General features: G+C 44.9%; 13 protein-coding genes. 12 read left to right on the plus strand and 1 reads right to left on the minus strand.

Annotation, left to right across the window (positions count from 1 at the left end):
* Positions 1-18: 18 nt before the first annotated feature.
* The 9 genes from ABZD21_RS08135 (at position 19) to ABZD21_RS08175 (ending at position 14,738) form a co-directional block, all read left to right on the plus strand.
* On the plus strand, positions 19-1,653 hold the full coding sequence (locus tag ABZD21_RS08135; RefSeq protein ID WP_372774258.1) for a RagB/SusD family nutrient uptake outer membrane protein: 1,635 nt from the start codon (positions 19-21) through the stop codon (positions 1,651-1,653).
* Positions 1,654-2,113: 460 nt separating this feature from the next.
* Positions 2,114-3,544, plus strand: coding sequence for a sulfatase (locus ABZD21_RS08140; protein WP_372774260.1), 1,431 nt, complete (start codon positions 2,114-2,116; stop codon positions 3,542-3,544).
* Positions 3,545-3,682: 138 nt separating this feature from the next.
* On the plus strand, positions 3,683-5,119 hold the full coding sequence (locus ABZD21_RS08145) for an agarase (RefSeq protein WP_372774261.1): 1,437 nt from the start codon (positions 3,683-3,685) through the stop codon (positions 5,117-5,119).
* A gap of 214 nt (positions 5,120-5,333) precedes the next feature.
* Positions 5,334-6,161: a sialate O-acetylesterase gene (locus tag ABZD21_RS08150; protein ID WP_372774262.1), complete on the plus strand. Its 828-nt coding sequence runs from the start codon at positions 5,334-5,336 to the stop codon at positions 6,159-6,161.
* The gene (locus tag ABZD21_RS08155) at positions 6,161-7,555 is read left to right on the plus strand and encodes a sulfatase (RefSeq protein WP_372774264.1); all 1,395 of its coding nucleotides are present in this window, start codon (positions 6,161-6,163) and stop codon (positions 7,553-7,555) included. The genes ABZD21_RS08150 and ABZD21_RS08155 overlap by 1 nt, the downstream gene beginning before the upstream one ends.
* A gap of 56 nt (positions 7,556-7,611) precedes the next feature.
* Positions 7,612-8,940, plus strand: a complete 1,329-nt coding sequence (locus tag ABZD21_RS08160; protein ID WP_372774266.1) for an alpha-L-fucosidase — start codon at positions 7,612-7,614, stop codon at positions 8,938-8,940.
* Between the two features lie 34 nt (positions 8,941-8,974).
* Positions 8,975-10,393 (plus strand): alkaline phosphatase, encoded by a 1,419-nt coding sequence (locus tag ABZD21_RS08165; protein WP_372774267.1) that lies wholly within the window; start codon positions 8,975-8,977, stop codon positions 10,391-10,393.
* A 38-nt stretch (positions 10,394-10,431) separates the two neighbouring features.
* Positions 10,432-12,069 (plus strand): hypothetical protein, encoded by a 1,638-nt coding sequence (locus tag ABZD21_RS08170; RefSeq protein ID WP_372774268.1) that lies wholly within the window; start codon positions 10,432-10,434, stop codon positions 12,067-12,069.
* A gap of 26 nt (positions 12,070-12,095) precedes the next feature.
* Entirely contained in the window at positions 12,096-14,738 is a 2,643-nt protein-coding gene (locus tag ABZD21_RS08175; RefSeq protein WP_372774270.1) for a glycoside hydrolase family 2 TIM barrel-domain containing protein, read from the plus strand.
* Between the two features lie 49 nt (positions 14,739-14,787).
* Here the strand turns inward: ABZD21_RS08175 and ABZD21_RS08180 are convergent, their stop codons facing one another.
* A complete protein-coding gene (locus tag ABZD21_RS08180; protein ID WP_372774272.1) occupies positions 14,788-15,693 on the minus strand; it encodes a helix-turn-helix domain-containing protein in 906 nt (301 codons plus the stop codon).
* Between the two features lie 121 nt (positions 15,694-15,814).
* Here ABZD21_RS08180 and ABZD21_RS08185 point away from each other — a divergent pair, with 121 nt between their 5' ends.
* The 3 genes from ABZD21_RS08185 to fucP all read left to right on the plus strand — a co-directional run.
* Complete coding sequence (locus tag ABZD21_RS08185) at positions 15,815-17,593, plus strand: L-fucose isomerase (RefSeq protein ID WP_372774274.1); 1,779 nt, start codon at positions 15,815-15,817, stop codon at positions 17,591-17,593.
* A 126-nt stretch (positions 17,594-17,719) separates the two neighbouring features.
* Entirely contained in the window at positions 17,720-19,198 is a 1,479-nt protein-coding gene (gene fucK, locus ABZD21_RS08190; protein ID WP_372774276.1) for an L-fuculokinase, read from the plus strand.
* A gap of 21 nt (positions 19,199-19,219) precedes the next feature.
* A partial coding sequence (gene fucP / locus ABZD21_RS08195) for an L-fucose:H+ symporter permease (RefSeq protein WP_372774278.1) occupies positions 19,220-20,161 on the plus strand: 942 nt, incomplete at its 3' end.

Consider the following 20,161-nt stretch of genomic DNA (forward strand, 5'->3'; position numbering starts at 1 on the left):
AATTTAAAATTTAGTAAAATGAAAAATATACTCCTTTTATTCGCCTTATTTTCAGCCTTCATGCTGAACTCGTGTAACGAGGACGAATTTTTGAAAGAAGAACCCCTCGATGCCATTTTTGCAGACAACCTATTCGTCGATTACGATGGATTTGTAAACGGGTTGAATGCTGTTTACAGTTTGGTTCGCGAAGATAGACTATCGTCGAACAATACTACCCGGGCTTCATTGTGGCAAATGGGATGCGATAATGCGTTCGTGAATGGAGGTGCCTCGGCATTTGACCCATTTAATGATTACAATGATCTACATTCTGAAAACTCATTGATTGAGGCAAATTTCAACTGGCTCTACAAAATAGTTAATTCATCCAACATGATTATCAATCGGGCCGAAAATTCAGCAGTCGACTGGCTTGGTGGAAATGATGCCGATGATTTGATCAATAAAAACAAAGTCATCGCACAGGCGAGATTAATGCGTGCTTGGGCTTACCGACATTTACGTTATGGATGGGGACCTGTTCCGCTTAGCTTGGAAGAAATTACCGGAACAACCTACCGTAACGACTGGGAACGCGCTTCCATTGATGAATTGAACGGGCAAATGGAAATTGATTTAACATTTGCTCGCGACAACCTCGACATGAAAGAAGAAACCGGAATGGTTAACAGCGCCATCGCAAGTACCATGCTTGCAGAGCTTTACCTTGCCATGGGAGAAAACGACTTGGCAGAAACAGAAGCCTTGCGTGTAATTAACAGTGGCGACTACGAACTGATGACCTCCAGATTTGGAATTAATTCCACTGAACCGGGAAATGCTTATGCCGATATTTTTGATAACCCAACACCGGAAATGGGAAATAAAGAAGTTTTGTGGGTTTTGAATAACGCTTATGCCGATGTGGTTGGAAGTGCCTACATCTATATGAAAAACGCCTGGATTAGCTATTATTCAAAAGATTCAAAAATGAAAAAGAAGGATCTTGATATTTTATACACTTACAATGGTGGAAAAGGTGCAGGCCGTGTTTCCGTTTCCGACTCAGCATATGCTTGGTACGAATCTTTTGACGACCGATATTCTGAATATTGCGTAAAGAAATACTACATCTATCCGGCTGACGATGCTGCTACTATCTTCGACACCATTCAGTATACCAACATGGATTACGATGATCCGGATGATCTGGAAGACAACTACCTATGGCCTTGGGTCAGAAAGTGGGAATACAACGACCCCTATATTCTGGACAATGCCTCGAATGCCGGGCAATACGACGATCAAATGTTTATGCGGTTGGCTGAAACCTACCTTTTGGCGGCTGAAGCGTTAATGAAAAACAATAAAGCGGATTTGGCAGCAAATTACTTGAATGCCGTTCGAACCAGATCAAACGCAAGCCCTGTCACTGCTGATGATGTTGATCTAGATTTAATACTGAAAGAACGCTCCCGCGAATTGGTGACCGAAGAATACAGGAAACACACCTTGGTTCGTACCGGAACGTTCTATGAATGGACCATCAAATACAATCCAAGGTTAGATGAATCTACATTAAATACATTCAATGATCTATTCCCAATTCCACAAGGTATTATCGATGCGAATACCGGGGCTGAAATGGAACAGAATCCAGGATATAATTAAATCCTAGTTCCCAGGTTCGGATCGAATATGTTTATAAATGTTGGAGATACAGATCACTGTATCTCTAACATTCAACCTAACTAAAAGTATAAAATAATTTCATTTGTCGCGATGGAAGCCAATGACAACAAAACGCAAATGATCCGATCTAAAAATTATACATGCGTTGCCTTCAACTATGGAGACGAATATTTTTTCAATATGAAAAATGATTCTGAAGAAACCGTAAATTTAACGTCTGAAACCAATATTAAACCGGTCTTGAATCACCACCACCAACGAGTAAAACGTTGGATTCCAGGCTTATAAATCGACGACCGTATACCCAAAGAAAGCAGATAGGTTCTGCAATAAATTCAGATCTTCCGCCAAACGAAAACCTGAAAATTCTCACGCATAACAGATGAATAGTAAAAATAATAGCTATCCAACAAATACAACACTTTCTAAAAAGAACAAGATGAAGCAACTAAATTTAAGCCTGATCCTTTCTCTTCTGGCCGCTGGCGGAACTTGTTCCACCAGTATGGCACAGCAAGCAAAATCAGGAGATAAAAAACCAAATATCATTATTTTGTTGGCCGACGATTTAGGCTGGGGAGATGTGGCCTTTAACGGCAACACCGAAGTAAAAACTCCAAACCTCGATAAAATGTCGACGGATGGTGTCCAGTTCACCCGGTACTATACCGCCTCTCCTTTATGCTCGCCAACCCGCGGCAGCATTTTAACCGGACGTCACCCCTTCCGTTTTGGAGTTTTGGCCGCTCACACCGGAGGCATGCGGGTCGGGGAAGTTACGATTCCGGAGATCTGCCAAAAGAACGATTATGCCACAGGCTTCTTTGGCAAATGGCACCTGGGATGGGTGGAACCGGATGAAGTCGAGACAAGAGGCTTTTATTCACCACCTTGGCAACACGGATACGACGAGGCATTTGCAACCAAGAGTGCCGTGCCAACCTGGAATCCGACCAAAACGCCTGCTCATTGGAACGGATTTGGCGCACAAGACGATGGTTCGTGGGGTGGTTCCAGGTACGTGCAAAACGGCGTAGTTGTAACCGACAACCTGGAGGGTGACGACAGCCGTGTGATCATGGATCGGGCCATCCCCTTCATTGAAAAAGCGGTAAAAGAAGAAAAACCGTTCTTGGCAACCATCTGGTTTCATGCTCCGCACGAGCCGGTTGCCGCAGGCCCCGAATACCTGGAAATGTACAAAGGACTGGAGCCGGAAATAAAACGCCACTATTATGGTTGCATCACGGCCATGGATGAGCAAATTGGCCGTCTGCGCCAAATACTTCGGGAGATGGGCATCGAAGAAAACACCATGATCTTCTTTTCAAGCGACAACGGACCCGCCGATCCCCTGGTAAAACAAGGCGCAGCTTCTGCCGGTACCTTCCGTGGTCATAAACACATGATCTACGAAGGAGGAATTCGCGTTCCGTCATTGCTGGTTTGGCCGGGCAACATTGAAGCAAATAAGAAAGTGAATACCCGGATGTGTTCCTACGATTACCTGCCAACAATTGTTGATTTGGCTAACCTGAAATTCAAGATGAAAGAAGAATACCTGATTGATGGCATTAGCATGAAACCGGCAATCGAAAATTCAGATATTAAACGAGACACAACCATTTTCTCGGCCTGGTTGCGCTTGGTGAAAGATACTTATGGCAAAGCATTGGTTGGCGAGCGTTTCAAGTTGCTTTATCCGGAACATTCCAAAACACCCGAATTATATGACTTGCAAAACGATCCGGACGAAAAAGAGAATGTGATTGATCAATTCCCGGCCGTTGCCGAAGCTATGATTCAGGAAATGAAAGCCTGGGAACAATCCTGCCTGGATAGCCAAAACGGAAAGGATTATACCTATTAAAGTGCTTTCCCTTATTCTTTTTGATGCTTGCCATAAGCTACGGAGAGATCAAAATTACAATAAGGTGATGATCATTTGGAGGGATTCACTGCTGGTCGTCAGAGAGGCAGTCGGTCAATAATAACAAATTATTTACAGATGAAGAATAACCTAATCTACCTGACCATACTGTTAACTTCGTGTTTAACAAGCTGTTCAAACGCAAAAAACGAAGATCAGTACAGTCAGCAACAATACATTTTAGTCGACGCCAAAGTCAGGCATTACAACCAGGATGGAACGCGAACCTACGGCGAATATCAACCGTTCAAAACCAGAACTATTGATTTGCTTTCCGGGTATGTGCCCCGTGAAACGCCAATCGCACGAAGTAAGTACGGCGGCCGGACTGACAGCCGGCTCGATTCAACCGGTTTTTTCAGGGTCGAAAAAATCGACGGGCGATGGTGGGCTGTCGATCCCGATGGCTATCTTTATTTTAATGTAGCGCTAAACAGTATCAATGCCGGAAAATCGAGCCGCAGCCAGCAGGCATTGAAAGACAAATTCGACACAAAAGAAAACTGGATGAAGGAAACGATTGACCTGCTGCACGAAAACGGCTTCAATTGTGCCGGTTCATGGTCGGATGAAAAATTAATCATTGAAACCAATAAAAAATTGGATCGACCAATGGCTTATTGTATCAACTGGAATTTCATGGCCAGCTACGGGCACAAAAGGGGTGGAACATACCAGCAACCAGGGCATACAGGCTACCCCAACGACGCCATTTTTGTTTTTGATCCGGAATTCGCGTCCTTTTGCGACGAACATGCCAAACAATTGGTTGCCTACAAGGACGATCCGAATTTGTTTGGTTACTTCTCCGATAACGAAATGCCATTTAAATTCAACGCCATCGATAATTATTTGTCGTTGCCCGAAGGTGATCGCGGGCGGATGGCAGCGGAATCATGGTTAAAAGACCAGGGTATTGGCAAAGAGCAAATAACCGACAAGCACCGCGAAATATTTATGGCTCTTGTAGCCGATAAGTATTTCTCAACGGTAGCGGGAGTAATCAAAAAATACGATCCTAACCACCTGTACATCGGTGCCCGTTTTTACAGCGACGAAAAAAATCAGGAAGAATTCATGAAAGTTGCGGGGAAATACCTCGACATCATTTCAAACAATTATTACAACTACTGGACACCGGATTCGGTACAGATGGCCAACTGGGCTACATGGACAGGAAAACCCTTTATAGTAACCGAATATTACACCAAGGGCGAAGATTCGGGGATGGGCAACTCGAGTGGAGCAGGGTGGATCGTACGGACTCAAAAAGATCGTGGCCTGTTTTACCAGAACTACAACCTGGCCTTGATCGAATCGAAGAACTGCGTAGGCTGGCACTACTTTAAATATCAAGACAATGACCCTACAGCCAAAGGTGTTGACCCATCGAATGTAGATGCAAACAAAGGGATCGTCAACAATGAATATGAGCTGTGGAAGCCCATGATGGATGAAATGAAAGAACTGAACACTCAGGTTTACAATGTAATTGACTATTTTGACAAGAACTAAGTGCCCCCCACCCGGTTAGGCTGAGTTAATCGTACTATAAAGAGGCAGTTACAATGGATTCAACGTTGAACTCAAATTGATAAATTTTGGCTCATATGCCCAACCAATAACGAAAAAGACAGGGAACAATAGGTTGTTTTGAAATAAACAAACAGCTGACAAACAAATAAATTCAAGGCACTTGCCTACTTTTAACGATACTAATTATTTACGGATGAGATACGTTATACTATTTATTCTGAGTTCCATACTTTATACAGCTTTTGGTCAAGTTGGAACTTCGGCAGCCCCCCATTACGACAAGGCAGTTGAAAAGGACAGCGAATTTGCATCTCCGAAATCGAATAATCTGGACATTTACCTTTTAATCGGTCAGTCAAATATGGCCGGCAGAGCCGACATCGAACCCCAGGATCTGGACAGTTTGGAAGGAGTCTTTCTGTTCACCGGTATTGAAGGGAACGAATGGGAGAAAGCAGCCAATCCGCTAAACAAATATTCCACCGTGCGAAAAGCTATTTCCATGCAGAAAATGGGGCCTGGCTATACTTTTGCCCGCGAAATGGCTAAGGCGAATTCCGGGAAACCAATAGGCTTGGTTGTTAATGCCAAAGGCGGAACTTCAATTGCTGAATGGGCACCCGGCGACACCTTATACACCGAAGCGGTGAAACGGGTAAAAATGGCGATGCAATTCGGCACGTTAAAAGGGATTGTTTGGCATCAGGGCGAGGCTAACGTTTCGAAATCAGATGCTTATCCTGAAAAAATCACCGAACTCATTCAATCTCTCCGAACCGACCTGGGTATCCCCGACCTCCCCTTTGTTGCCGGTCAGCTATCGGAAGATAAAACGGCACGCCACGCTTTCAACGAAATGATTCTGACCTTGCCCGCATTGATCCCGAATACCGGTGTCGCAACAAGCGAAGGAACAAGCACCATCGACAATACCCATTTCAATGCGGCCAGCCAACGTTTACTGGGCGAACGCTACGCCGCGGAAATGCTTAAACTATTTAAAAACCAAACCTCCGGATAATGAAAAAAAATTCACTTTTATGCGCTGTAGTTGGACTCTTCAGCCTCGTTTCACAAGCGCAGGATAAACGTCCAAATATTCTGTTGATAATATCCGATCAGCATTCCGGGAAAATAATGAGCCAAACCGGCTATCCGTACCTTGAAACACCGGGTATTGATAAACTGGCTTCTGAAGGGGTGACCTTTACCCGAAGCTATTGTACCTATCCGGTGTGTGTGGCTTCGCGCGCATCGATCATGACCGGAATGATGCCCAGCAAGAGCCACGCCGATCTGACAATCTTTCCGGCGATTGGCACAACAATGAAAAATGCCGGTTACGAAACAGCCTATTTTGGGAAATGGCATGTTTCCAATTCTAAAATCGGTAAAGTGGCCGATTGGCACGGATTCGAGGCATATAAAGATGAACATGATGATTCGAAAACCGAAAAGATGACAATCGATTTTTTGAATGAGAAACACGACAAACCATTCTTTTTGGTCACTTCTTTTCTAAACCCACACGACTGTTGCGAGCTTGCCCGAAACATTTCAGGCCTTGGCGATAATTATCATGATGGCCCGGTTGAAGAACGAATGGATGTGAATCAATGTCCGCCACTGCCAGCCAATTTCGCTATTCCGCCCGATGAAACCGAGGGCTTTTACTGCCGGCGAACACCCGACTCAACCGATGTGGTTCAGTTTGGCAAACACCCTGTAAAGTACTGGGGCGAAACCGAATGGAGGCAATACATGTACGGCTACGACCGGCTGGTCGAAAAAATGGACAATCATATCTTAAACGTGGTGAATAAGCTTGAAATACAAGGATTACTGGAAAATACGATCATCTTTTACACCTCCGATCACGGCGACGGACACGCTTCGCATCAATGGAACCAAAAGATGAATTTCTACGAAGAGTCGGTCAATGTCCCTTTCATTATTTCGTGGAAAGGACAGACCAAATCCGGAGTGATTGACTCGAAAACACTCACTTCTAGCGGATTGGATCTCTACCCCACTATTTGTAAAATCGCCGGAATAGAATTGGATGAAAAACTTCCGGGGAAAGATTTAAGCTCCAACTTTTTGAAAAACGCAAAAGCTTCAGGCGAAAACCGGAACTACATTGTTTCGGAAATAAACCAATCGGCCAAAGACGAAGACAATGGCGGTCGAAATCTTTTTGTCGGTCGAATGGTCGTCAGCGAACGATACAAGTACTTTCTGTTTGATGGAGGAGAAAACCCGGAACAACTCTTCGATCTGGCAAAAGATCCGGGCGAACTGCGTCCGGTAGCTAATTTGCCAGAATACAAAGAACAGCTTCTGGCGCACCGCCAAATGTTGAAAGACTGGATTAAAGAGACTTCAGATCCTTTCCCAATCGACAAAATACAGTAACCCACAACACCGATATACCGAAATTGATAAACGATAAAACTAAACCACATCTATCTATGAAAAAGCTAATTCTATTCCTTACAGCCACATTTTTTGTTGTCAGCAGTTGGGCGCAAATTGACTCGGATGCCAATGCCAGTTCGAACCTCAACAAACCCGAACGCCAGGAATGGCTGCGCGATTTGGGCTTCGGCATGTTTATCCATTGGAGCATGGACAGCCAGTTGGGAATTGTTATCAGCCATTCGATGGTTGGCGCTTCCGACGATTATGTGAACCGCTTTATTAATGAATTGCCCAAAACCTTCAACCCTCAGGATTTCGACATGCATAAAGTTGCCACTCAGGCAAAACTTGCCGGTATGAAATACATCGTATTCACCACAAAACACCATTCAGGCTTTTGCATGTGGGACACCAAAACCACTGATTTTAACATTACCAATACTCCCTACGGGAAAGATTTGTTAAAAGAATATGTTGACGGTGTCCGAAAGGCAGGACTGGCAGTTGGCTTTTATTATTCTCCCGAAGATTTTAAGTTTCTCCACGATAATAATCAAACCATTCGTCGACGCGGAAATGAGTTTAGCGACGAATTTACAGCGAAGTACAAAGACTTTATTCGCCAACAAACCCACGAGCTTTTTTCAAATTACGGCAAAATCGATGTGCTGTTTATTGATGGAAACCCAAAAGAATCGTGTAAGGACGAAGCCTGGAAACTGCAACCCGATTTGGTGATCACCCGAGGAGCTGTAAATACTCCGGAACAAAAGCTACTGAGCGAAGTGGACGATAATTTATGGGAGTCGTGCGTTACAATGGGTACCCAATGGCAATACAAACCTACGAACGATGAGTTGAAACCGGCCGGAAAAATTATTGAAATGATTGTTGAGACGAGAGCCAAAGGCGGCAACCTTCTTTTAAACATCGGTCTCGATCCATACGGTGAAATACCCGACCCTGAAGCCCGCAACCTAACCGAATTGGCAGCCTGGAATTTTGTCAATCAGGAAGCCATTCAAAATGTGCGCCCCTGGAAAGTCACTCGTGAAGAGAACATCTGGTTCACAGCATCGAACGATCGCAAAACGGTTTACGCGATTATTACCGGCATTCCCGATTGGAAAAAAGGCGATCGCAAGGAATTTGTCATTCGCTCGGTGAAGGCTACACCAGATACCAAAATCAGCGTGCTGGGACAAAACGACAAAGTAGTGGAATATCATCCTGAAATAGATGCACAGTCGCGCTTTGTTCAGGAAAAGGATGGATTGCACATTTCCGTGGTTCGGGCTCAACGCATTTACAACAACACCAAATGGCCCAACCCAATTACGGTTAAGCTGGAAAACGTTCAGCCTGTAGTAACTGAGTAGAAGAAGTAGATAGTAACAACCAAATGACGATCAGATGAGACAATTCCGATTAATCGTGGCAAGCCTGTTTTTTGCGATGCAATCGTTCTTCGCATTTTCAGCCAACGACGTGTATTTTACAACCGGACTAAAAATTGGCGAAGTCACCGAATCGAGCGCGGTAATCTGGACTCGACTGTGCAACGCTCCTACTCCGGTTTCCATTCACCATCAGCGAAAGGAAGCGCCATTTCGCAGCCCGGTCAATTTCGACAACAACAGCCCGGTTGGGCAAATGGATGGGGCTGTCGAAGGAGCTTTCGGACAAGTAAAGGTCACGCTCATCTCCGCAAGCGACTCTATTTCCACCGACTGGGAATTTGTTTCACCCTATCAGGACTTTACCTTGAAGAAAACCTTTAGCGGATTAACACCGAATACAGAATACCAGATAAAACTGGAAGGTCGTCGGGATGCCAAAAGTCCGGTTTCAAGCAGTGCAGGTAGTTTTAAAACTGCTCCTTTACCCGAGCAGATTGTGCCCGTTACCTTTACCTCAACTTCGTGCCAGTATTTCTGGGATTACGACGACTCCATCCGCGGGTTTAAAATCTACGACAACATGCTCCGGCTACATCCTGATTTTCAATGCCAAACCGGCGATTTTGTCTACTACGACAAACCCGGCCCTATGGCATATACGGTTGAACTCGCGCGGCACAAGTGGCACGCCATGAACTCCTGGCCTTCGCTGGTCGACTTTTACTCAAATGTCCCGGTTTACCTCCAAAAGGACGACCACGATATGTTGAAGGACGATGCGTCACCGAAAATTGCACCTTTGGGCGAACTTACCTTCAGCGATGCCCTGAAAGTCTGGGACGAACAGGCACCGCTTGAAGGAAGTCCCTACCGAACTTTTCGCTGGGGCAAAGATGTGCAGGTTTGGATCGTTGAAGGCCGCGAATTCCGGAGCGAAAACAAAGAACCTGACGGACCAAACAAAACCATTTGGGGCACCGAACAAAAAGAGTGGTTTATTCAAACAATGAATGAATCTGACGCGACCTTCAAAATTCTGGTTTCACAAACTCCTGTGGTGGGTCCCGACCGCGAAACAGGCAAAAACGACAACTATGCCAACAAATCACACGAAACAGAAGGTAAATGGGTTCGTCAATTTCTGGCTGGGCATAAAAACACCTTTGTGATTAATGGCGACCGGCACTGGCAATATGTTTCAACCGACTTAACAACCGGATTGATGGAATTCAGCCAGGGCCCCTCGAGCGATTCGCACGCGCAGGGCTGGAACGAAGATGATATAAAACCGGAACACAAATTCTTGCGGGTGAAAGGCGGTTTTCTTGCGGTAAACATATACCGTGAAAACGATCAGCCTATGATTTGCTTTACACATTACGATGTCGATGGCAACCAGATGCATCAGGAAATTATAAAAGCAAAAAAGTGAATTAAACCAGAACTTTTTCACCAAATAAGTCCATAAAAATGAAAAGAATACTCTTCATTGCGGGATTGATTTTATCTTTTTCGAGCTACGCGCAAACGAGTTACTACATTGATAATCAAAGCGGTAACGACTCCAACAATGGCACTTCCATCTATACCCCATGGAAAAGCCTCGAGCGGGTCAATCAGGTTAAGTTTCAGGGCGGCGATTCAATTTTGTTCCGTCGGGGCGGTTCCTGGGTTGGAAACCTAAAACTACAGGGATCAGGTACCGAAGGAAAACCAATCGTCATGTCGGCCTACGGAAACGGCCCGCTACCCGAACTTGATGCTCGTGGTGGTGTAGCTTCAGGAGAAAGAGCTTCCTGTACAATCCGGCTGTTCAACCAGGAATACTGGGAATTCAAATACCTGAAAATAAAAAACTTCAAAGCTTTTGAGAAACCGACTCCGGTTAAAAGTGAAGGGAAAAATGTCTGGTCAAATGCTGTGAAAATGGGCATTCTAGTGGAAGCCCGCGATGCCGGAACACTACGTCACATCCATTTTACCGGTCTGGAAATTTGCGATGTGAACGGGGACATGCAAACCAAAGATAATGGCGGAATATTCATGGAAATTAGCTGGGACGAAGATCTGGAGCAACGAAAACCGACTAATTTCAATGATATCGTTTTGCAGGATTGTTACATCCACGATGTCGACCGAACCGGTTTTTCGAACAGCTCGGTGTGGTCGAACCGGTCGCTGAAAAGCAAATGGGGCGAGACGTTGGCCAACGGGAAAACGCACAATTGGCTTCCGAGCAACAACATCGTTATCCGTAACAACCGGTTTGAGCGTACCGGTGCCAACGCGCTTATTGTCCGTGTAGCCAAATCGCCGGTAGTCGAATACAACTTTTTCAATCGTTGCGCGCTGAAAGGCAGTGGCAACGCATCGTTTCCGTTTAATTGCGACAATGCGCTTTTTCAGTACAACGAAGCTTGCTACACCGTGTACAACTCCGAAGCCGACAGCTGGGACGGCAAAAAAGATGCCGATGCAGGTGGATTCGACAGCGACTGGAATTGCAAAAATTCGGTTTTTCAGTACAATTACAGCCATCACAACGGATTTGGCGGAATACTGATTTGTTGCGACGGTGGCAGCAAAACCAGCTTTAACGACGGAACAATTGTGCGGTACAATGTTTTCGAAGACAATGCTGAACATGTGATCCGTTCATCCGGAACGTCGAGCAACACCAAAATATACAACAACCTAATTTACAATAGCGCTGAACACGATTCGGTCAAACTGATCTTTCACAAAAGCTGGGGAGGATACAGTGATTCAATCCTTTACCAGAACAACATTTTTGTGTCCAGAGGCGAAGGCTGCTATTTTGATCTGGGAAAAAGTACCCGGAATTTCTTTCACGCCAATCTGTTTTACGGATCCATTCAAAACAAACCTGCTGATCCGGAAGCGATCGATTCGAATCCAAGGTTTATTGCTGAAGACGGAAGTATTAGCGCGAACTCGTGGGCGCGATTTCTGTTGCGGCAAGGTTCACCGGCGATTGACTCCGGCCTTCCGATCGAACAAAACGGAGACCTTGATTTCACCGGAAAAGCATTGGATTCAAAGCCCGACCGTGGCCCGTTTGAATTTCGCGGAAACACAACCAAATGAAAAGCTAAAAAAAAAATCAAAACCCGATGAAACAACTGATTCTATCTCTACTGCTTTCTCTTTCAATCCTTTCGGCACTTGCAGACCGGCTGACATACAGCATCAATGAAAACTGGAATTTCAGGAAAGAGGCTGATTCCGACTGGCAACTTGTGAATATCCCGCATAGCTGGAATACCATCGATGTTCAGGATGAAGAAAGTGGTTATTACCGCGGAATGGCGATTTACCAAAGGGAATTGAACCTGGATGCTTCGAATTCAGACAAGCAAATCTATCTGTATTTCGAAGGAGTCAATCAGGTGGCAGAGTTATTTGTAAACGGCCATTCAGCAGGAAAGCATATTGGCGGATATACCCGGTTTTGCTTCGACATTACCAAATTTTTGCACTTTGGAAAACCCAATCAGCTGGAGATCAAAGTGGACAACAGTCATAACGACAACATCCCGCCCTACTCGGCCGATTTTACTTTTTTCGGAGGAATTTACCGCGATGTTTATCTGGTTGTTACCGACAAAGTGCATGTTTCACTAACTGATCATGCCTCGTCGGGTGTGTACATCGAGACTCCTCGGGTAAACGAACAGCAGGCTCTGGTAAAAATCACCACTCTTGTCGACAACAAAAGCCAGCAAAGCACATCAATAATTCTTGAAACCAGCATTCTAAACCAATCCGGGGAAAGAGTTTGGACAACACGAAAAAAACACGCCTTAAATCCGGAAGAACAACAAGAAGTTTTGATTGAAGCGAAGCTTGAAAACCCAATCCTTTGGTCCTTTGAAAATCCCTGTTTGTACACCGCAAAAACATCAATCCTGGATGCCGAAACAGAAAAACAAATCGATGAAGTAACCAATAATTTTGGCATTCGGTATTTTGAGTTTGACCCCGAAAAAGGGTTCTCGTTGAACGGGAAACCGACCAAGTTAATCGGCACAAACCGCCATCAGGATTTTAAAGATCGAGCGAATGCGCTACCCGACGAATTTGTGTTACGCGATATGCGCTTGCTTAACGATATGGGGGGCAATTTCCTTCGTGTTTCGCATTATCCGCAAGACCCAACCGTTTTGGAGTATTGCGACCGAAATGGAATTGCAAGTTCCGTGGAAATCCCGATTGTAAACCGGATTGCTGAAACAGATGAATTTTCCGCCAACTGCCAAACCATGATGACCGAAATGGTGAAACAGAACTTCAATCATCCGTCGGTTTTGATTTGGGCTTACATGAACGAAGTTCTGCTGCGACTGCCCTATCCCACTTCTGATCCGAATTATCCAACCTACACATCGAATGTTACCACATTGGCGCTGAGCCTCGAAAACATTGCCCGAAACCTGGATCCACAGCGCTATACGATGATTTCAAACCACGGCGATCTTAAACGATACCACAATGCCCGACTGACCCAAATTCCGCGCCTTGTTGGCTGGAACCTCTATCAGGGTTGGTATTCCGGAAGAATAAATGATTTCGAGTCAGTGCTTGAATCGATTCACGAACAGCTGCCCGAAAAAGCTTTGTTTGTCACAGAATTTGGCCCGGGAGTTGATGAACGGATCCGCTCTGAACAACCGGAACGATTTGATTTCTCGGTGGAATACGGACAATTAGTTCACGAATTCTACCTTAAAACTATTCAGTCTAAACCGTTCGTTTCGGGAGCAACCATATGGAATCTCAACGATTTCTACTCGGAAAGCCGCATTGACGCAACTCCTCATGTCAACAATAAAGGTATCGTAACAACCGACCGAACACCCAAAGACGGATATTGGTTTTATAAGGCCAGCCTCTCGTCAGAACCGGTAATTTTTATCGCGTCCAGAGGATTGCAGAACCGGAGTGGTGTCGCAAATAAAACGGAGAACCACAGCAATCAATCAATTACAGTTTTCAGCAACCTGCCCCATGCCGAATTCTTTTTGAATGGAAAATCGCTGGGCAACCAAACGTTTACCGACCATGTGGCCAAATGGATCGTGCCTTTTGCCGATGGCGAAAATCTGCTTGAAGTCGCAGGGTTAAAGGACGGGAAGACGATTAAAGATGTTCAGCGGATAAATTTCAAACTTCTTCCTCATTCACTTTCCAATCCCGAATTCAATTTTGAAGATCTTAATGTTAGTTTGGGTGGAAACAGCAGTTTCTTTGAAAAAGATCCGGCCATTGTTTGGCTTTCCGATCGAAATTGGGAAGAAGGAAGCTGGGGCGCGTTCGGTGGTGCTTTTTACCGCAAGAAAACACGATTTGGCTCTCTTCCAACTTCCGACGCCGATATCATGGGTACCGGAGATGATCCAATCTATCAAACGCAGCGTGTTGGTATTGAAGGCTTTCGAGCCGATATTCCGAACGGAACCTATGCCGTAAGCTTGTACTTTGCGGAACTGGTTTCTCCGGCAGCAAAAGAAATGTCGGTTTATAACTTAGGGAACGACGCTGTGACTGAATTGGCCGAAGAACGTGTTTTCAGCATTGAAATTAACAATCAACTCATGGTGAAAAGCTTAAACCTGGCGGCTGATTATGGCGCCGAACGGGCAATTGAGAAAAAATTTATCGTTCGGGCCGAAAACAATCAGGGAATCAACATTCATTTTATTCCCGAAAAAGGAGAAGCTGTTTTAAATGCCATTCGGATTGCCAGAAAATACTAAATCAACGAACAAATCTCGATTACGCATCTCGAACTAAGGCGGGTATCGATCAGTACTTAAATTCTTTTCGGTACATCGCCGGCGAGAGACCTGTTTGCGATTTAAACTCCCTGGAAAAATGATATCGGTTTGCAAAGCCCGATTGAAAAGCGACTTCATCAATGGTTAACGCCGAGTGGTGCAACAGAACACATGCTTTATCAATCCGCTTTTGCCTCACATAGCGCTGAGGCGATAAGCCCACCTCGTTTCTAAAAAGACGCGTAAAAGCATTGGTCGACAACTTGGCTTGCTCTGCGAGCTGTTCGTTTATAAGCTTATCGGTTAAATTGTCCTCGATAAAACTCAAAACGTCCAAAATCCTGAAATCTTTCGTCGTGGCATTCCAGCTCGATTCGGGGATCTCCGACAGCAAATCACTTATAAGCGATTGAATGGCCAACACCGAAAAGAAATCAAAACGGGTCGCATCAACCGACAGCCGATCGATGATCACACTCAGTTTATAATATAAATGGTCGTTTATATCGAAGATAAAAATGCCAGGCGCCACATGATCGTATGGCATACCTATATTGAAATGGATGAACAAATGGATGATACTCCCTTTAGCAACCAATTCTTCTTCGGTTTCCGTTTCTCCAACACGTCCTCCTTCCAGCTCGTATCCGGTATAAGGTATTTTGTTGTTATAAAGTCGTGTCGCAAAGGCTGTGTTAGGTGCAATTATCACAATTTTATCCTTCGTCAGGGCATATTCAACTCCTTTGTATAAGATATTCGCACCATCCTGCTTATTCCAATAAACACGCCAGTATGGAAACGATAATTCCCGGAACTCCCATTTACGGAGCCACCAATAGCGACAACACAACAGCTGCAAATTGTAACTCGGAAAAAGTTGAAGCACGTCTGACGGATCTCCTTTATCAGGTATTTTAAAAAAGGTGTTCATCTGGCCAATGTTTAAATCAGATACAAAAATACTAATTTTCAGCATTTACCGAAAGTTCTGGAATTATCAATTTTACACCGACAATTAGAGAACCTAATTTTTACATAAATAAGACAAAAAAATGGCAAATAGATTAATAGGTGACTTACCTAAGATTGGCATCCGTCCGGTAATTGATGGACGTGAACGCGGTGTTCGTGAATCGTTGGAAGATCAGGTGATGGCTTTGGCTAAATCAGCTGCAAAGTTAATCGAGGAAAACCTCCGGTTCCCCAGCGGCGAAAAAGTTGAATGCGTAATTGCAGACACTTGCATTGGTGGTGTTGCCGAAGCTGCAATGTGCGCCAATAAGTTCAGTAAAGAAAACGTAGGCGTTTCGTTAACCGTAACTCCATGTTGGTGCTACGGAACCGAAGTAATGGATACAGATCCACTGATTCCGAAAGCCGTTTGGGGTTTCAACGGTACTGAACGTCCGGGCGCTGTTTACCTGGCTGCCGCTCTGGCCGGTTACACTCAAAAAGGCCTGCCAACATTCGGAATTTATGGTCGCGATGTGCAAGATGCAGGCGACTTAAACATCCCTCAAGATGTTCAGGAAAAGATTTTACGCTTTGTAAAATCCGGTCTGGCGGTCGCTCAAATGAACGGAAAATCGTATCTGTCAATCGGATACAGCTCGATGGGGATCGCAGGTTCTATGGTCGATTCAGACTTCTTTCAAAAGTACCTGGGAATCCGGACTGAATTTGTTGAATCAGTTGAAATCCTTCGCCGAATTGATGAAGGCATTTATGATCAGGAAGAATATGCAAAGGCACTGGAGTGGACCAAAGCAAATTGTAAAGAAGGAGTTGATCACAACAAACCGCAAAACAAAGTTGATGCAGCCCGCAAACAATATGAGTGGGAAACAGTGGTGAAAATGACCCTGATTTGCCGCGATATGATGATTGGTAATCCGAAGTTGATTGAAAAAGGATATCGCGAAGAAGGACTTGGCAGAAACGCGATTATGGGTGGATTCCAGGGACAACGTCAATGGACAGACTATAAGCCTAATGCCGATTTCACCGAAGCTATTTTAAATTCTTCTTTCGACTGGAATGGCATCCGTCAGTCGTTTGTACTGGCAACCGAAAACGACAGCCTAAACGGCGTGGCCATGTTATTCGGGCATTTAGTTTCCAATACATCGCAAATATTCTCGGATGTAAGAACATACTGGAGCCCTGAAGCAGTTAAACGCGTAACCGGAAAAGAACTGTCAGGAAAAGCAAAAGATGGTATCATCCACTTAATTAATTCCGGATCGACCACGTTGGACGCGACTGCCCAGCAACGCGATGCTGAAGGTAATCCGGCAATGAAACCATTCTGGGAAATTACCGAAGAAGAAGCACAAAAATGTCTGGACAATACCAAATGGCCACAGGCTGATCGCGAATATTTCCGTGGAGGCGGCTATTCTTCTCAATTTAAAACGGCCGGCGAAATGCCTGTTACCATGAGCCGTGTAAACCTGGTAAAAGGACTTGGACCGGTTCTACAAATTGCTGAAGGATGGACTGTTGAATTGCCTGAAGATGTACATGCCGTTTTAGATGAACGGACAAATCCGACCTGGCCAACAACCTGGTTTGTACCTCGTACTAACGGAGCTGGCGCTTTTGAAGATGTTTACAGTGTAATGGCCAACTGGGGAGCTAACCACGGAGCAATTAGTTACGGACACATTGGTGCCGATCTGATTACTCTGGCTGCTATGTTGCGAATTCCGGTGAGTATGCACAATGTTGACGACTCGAAAGTGTTCAGACCAAGTGCATGGGCTTCGTTTGGTGCCGATAAAGAAGGCTCCGACTACAAAGCTTGCGCTACTTACGGCCCACTTTATTAAAGCACATCCGTACCTTGCTAAACTAAAGTTGTCACAAATCTCCTTTCGTGGGATTTGTGGCAACTAAATACAAATCTGCCGATTCAATTCCTGAAGAAGGTAATCGCCAAAACTGATAAACTTACGATGATACAAAAAGATATTGCAATCGTTTTTGATTGTGGCGCCACTAATGTCCGGGTAATCGCCATGAACAAAGCGGGAGAAATTCTCGCTGCTCAGTCTTTTCCTAACGAAACCGACGACGATCCGAACTATCCGGGAGGGCGTATCTGGGACTTGGAAAAGATGTGGGGAAAACTTTGTCGGGCGGCCCTAAAAGTCACCTCCGAGATTGATACCCAGCGCATAGCGGGTGCTACTGTAACCACCTTTGGAGTCGATGGAACCTTCGTTTCAAAGGAAGGCGATCTGCTTTATCCGGTTATTTCGTGGCAATGTGCCAGAACTCAGCCAATCATGGACTCCATTGATAAATACATTCCGCTAAACGAGTTATTCCAAATTAGCGGTGTTTATCCCTACCCTTTCAACACCATCAATAAGATGGTCTGGTTCAAGGAAAATCGCCCCAATATTATTGCCGAAGCAGACCAGTTCTTGTTCATTACCTCTCTCCTAATACATAAACTTACCGGCGAGAAGCGTAACGATAGCACCATGGCCGGAACTTCCATGATGCTTGATTTGAAAAACCGACAGTTCTCGAACGAAATTCACGATAAACTTGGACTGGACACCACCATTTGGGGATCGCTCGCGGAACCGGGTGAACAGGCCGGAACAACACACGAAACAGCAAGTCAATCAACCGGAATTCCTCAAGGCATTCCGGTCTACTTTGCCGGACACGACACCCAGTTTGCCATTTTTGGATCGGGAGCCGAACTAAACCAACCGGTATTAAGCTCCGGAACATGGGAAATTTTAATGGCTCGAACCAAGCAGTTTAGCGCCACAGAATCGGAACTAAGCGAGAATCTGACGACCGAAGCCGACAGCCAACCGGGCATTTTCAACATAGGACAAAACTGGCTCGGATCGGGTGTACTCGAATGGTTCTCACGAAACTTCTACCCCGATTTAACATCCGATAAACTCTACGAAACAATGATTGCCGACGCGGAACAAATAGCGCCCGGCACACATGGACTAAAAATATCGCCCTCCTTTTATAAGGAAAATGAAAACTCGGAAGCAGGTATCATTAGCGGACTGACAGTAAACACCTCACGGGCTCAAATTTACAGAGCACTACTCGAAAGTCTGGCGTTCCGCTTGTTCGATAGCCTTAAATCCCTTCAAAATGCCGGAAATTTTAAAGCGGAACAAATTATTTGCGTCGGCGGTGGTTCAAAAAATAAGCTGTGGAACCAGATTCGTGCTGATGTTTGTAATCTTCCAATTCACTTAATCGATCAAAAAGAAACCACCGTTTTGGGTGCCGCGCTTTTTGTTTTTGCCGGCAGCGGATTGTTCAGTTCCGTTGAAGAAGCCCGCAAAAACATCAACTACAGGAGCGAAACAATTACTCCGTCAGAGAATTCAAAAAAGTACCAAGACCTTTACCAACAATACCAAAGCTGGACCAAAAAGAACAACTAAATCAACAAACCACTGAGAAATATGAAATCCGAAAACGAAAAAATTGTCCCCAAAAAATATCTGTTACCGTTCATCCTCGTAACCAGTCTTTTTGCACTGTGGGGATTTGCAAACGATATTACCAACCCAATGGTTGCTGCATTTAAAACGGTGATGGAAATTTCCAATGCCAAGGCATCACTCATTCAGTTCGCCTTTTATGGCGGCTATGCCACGATGGCTATTCCGGCTGCCCTTTTTGTGCAGCGCTTCACCTATAAAAAAGGAATCTTGTTAGGACTGGCCTTGTATGCAGTTGGCGCATTATTGTTTTATCCCGCTGCCAAATACGAAGAGTTTACCTTCTTCTTGTTGTCACTTTACATTCTAACTTTCGGCTTAGCCTTTTTGGAAACTACAGCCAATCCATTCATTCTGTCGTTGGGAAGTGAAAAAACGTCGACCCGCCGTCTGAATCTTGCTCAGGCATTCAACCCCATGGGTTCGTTACTCGGCATGTTCGTGGCCTCACGGGTTGTTTTGGTAGCGCTGGAATCGGATAAAAGAAATGCTGCCGGGGAATTGATTTTCCCGATGCTCGACGAAGCAACAAAAGCTGCAATCCGAACCAACGATCTGATGATCATTCGCAATCCATATGTTATTCTCGGCCTGGTTGTTATTGTCATGTTCGCGATCATTGCAGCAGTTAAAATACCGGTTACCAACCCCGAAAGTAAAATCCATCCCTGGCAGTCGGCCAAACGATTATTTGCCAACAGAAACTATCGCGAAGGCGTTCTTGCGCAGATATTTTATGTGGCAGCTCAAATTATGTGCTGGACATTTATCATTCAATATGCCGACAACCTTGGCATTGATAAAGCAACAGCTCAGTTGTACAACATTGCCGCGATGGGCATCTTCCTGTCGAGTCGTTTTATCAGTACGGCACTGATGAAGTATGTAAATGCCAGACAATTG

This window comes from Mangrovibacterium sp., from assembly GCF_041596335.1.
GTDB lineage: Bacteria > Bacteroidota > Bacteroidia > Bacteroidales > Prolixibacteraceae > Mangrovibacterium.